Consider the following 2,022-nt stretch of genomic DNA (forward strand, 5'->3'; position numbering starts at 1 on the left):
ATACAGAAGTAAATGGTGACAAAAGTGAAGGTCCTCAATCAATCACTATAGAATAGTATTAATATTGACTGTACTGAATAAATCTGAGCAAATTTTTATGTATTTGTTAATACATTAGACATCAGGTCAAACAAAATGTAGAGATGTTTTATATAATGTCTCTACAATATCTTTATCTTAATTGTCACCATAAGAGCTGTATTATAAAGATATTTTTCTAAAAAGACATAGCTGATCTCGTAATTATGAATAGTTAGAGAAGAGCAAAAATAATATGATAACTACTACTATATAAAAACGTTATATAGAATGTGGAACCAAGTTCTAAAAAAGGTATGGAGGGAATAAGGAATAGGGAATAGGCAATAGTCAAGGAGGGAAAACAGGATTAAATAGTAGCAATCACAAGAATATAAAGCGATAAATACAGCGTTGATTTTTAGAAAAAAACTCAATCTATAGGGTGCATCTCAAATACAAACACTATAGATATTTCATATAATTATGATAATTATGAAAAATAAAAAATTTCAACAGTATATATATATACATATTATCCATAATAACAAACTTATCCCTAGTTACTTTATTTAATTTAATTGTTGATCCACTATACATATTTAGATTAGTTGAAATTGAAGGGTTTAATGCTTATAAACCCAAGATAGATACTTTGGGTATGCGGACTACAAAATCTATTGATGTTATAAAAAAAGATTATGATACATTAATATTGGGAAGTTCTAGAGCTTTGGCTGGATTAGATCCTTTAGCACCTAACTTAATTCATAAATCTACATATAACGCTAGCTTAACTGCGACTAATATGTATGAAATTCACAAAGTTTTTGAGCTAGCTCTCCAGAATGAAAATCTGAAAACAATTATTATCTCTCTGGATTTTTTGACTTTTTCTGACAAGAGAATGTTCAATCGAGATTTTCACACTTCTAGATTTGCTACAAAATATTTTTGGCTACTAAATTTACATCAATTAATATCTCTTCAAAATTTTGAATATTCTCTGCAAACAATTATATATAACTTTAAGGGTATTAAGCTAAAAAAAAATTATACAAAACAAGGATTTAGACAATTTATAGGTGAAGAAATTCCTCATAGGGAGCTTTTTATTAAAGTAAGTAATCGGTTTTTAGATACACCTTCATTTTTTTCCTATAGTCAAGAAAGATTGACTTTGTTCAAAGAAATACTTGAAAAATGTCATCAAAATAATATTGAACTATATATATTCACTTCTCCTGTTCATAGTCGTCATTTAGAAGTTATGAGAATGCTGGAAAAATATACTATTTTTGAACAATGGAAAAGAGATTTAGTAAATACTATTGAACAAGTCAATCAACAATATCCTAATAAAGCTCCATTCTTGCTGTTTGATTTTACAGGTTATAATAGTATCACAACTGAAGCTATTCCTGCCAAAGGTAGTCAAGAACAAATGACATGGTACACAGAGTCATCTCATTATAAAAAAGAACTCGGCGATTTAGTCTTAGATATTGTGTTAAATTATCCATCAAGAAATGATAATATCCCTGATGATTTTGGAATATTAATAAACAATAATAATATTGAATCTCATTTAGCTAATATTCGTAGCCAGCAAAGAAAGTATCACGAAAATTTCTCTCATGAACTTATAGAGATTGAAGAATTAGCTAAAAAAAATCATCAGTAAATTATCTTCTATTTTACTGAATATTTCTCTCTGTTTCTGGAAAATTGCATTTTTCCTGCTAATTTAGTATTTAAGCTAAGATTATATAGAATTTGAAATTAAGTCTGGAAGACTTGCTTAGGCTTAAAAACTTAATTTAAATGGCTGAGAAAATTATCTATGTCCCATTCTTATTTAAAATCACTATACACGTATTTTTATCCAGTCGTAAATACTAAAGTAATTAATGTATTAAAAGACAGTAATTCCAGAGAATCTATTCTGATGAAATAGACTGAGAAATATCTTTTGCTAAAGATAAAATATCAGATGGAATCATC

General features: G+C 27.4%; 1 protein-coding gene. It reads left to right on the plus strand.

All coding sequences use genetic code 11. From position 1 onward, the window contains the following. Positions 1–679: 679 nt before the first annotated feature. Positions 680–1,702 (plus strand): hypothetical protein, encoded by a 1,023-nt coding sequence (locus AC3DU7_RS32335; RefSeq protein WP_488043317.1) that lies wholly within the window; start codon positions 680–682, stop codon positions 1,700–1,702. The last annotated feature ends 320 nt before the right edge of the window (positions 1,703–2,022 follow it).

Source organism: Okeania sp., assembly GCF_983059655.1.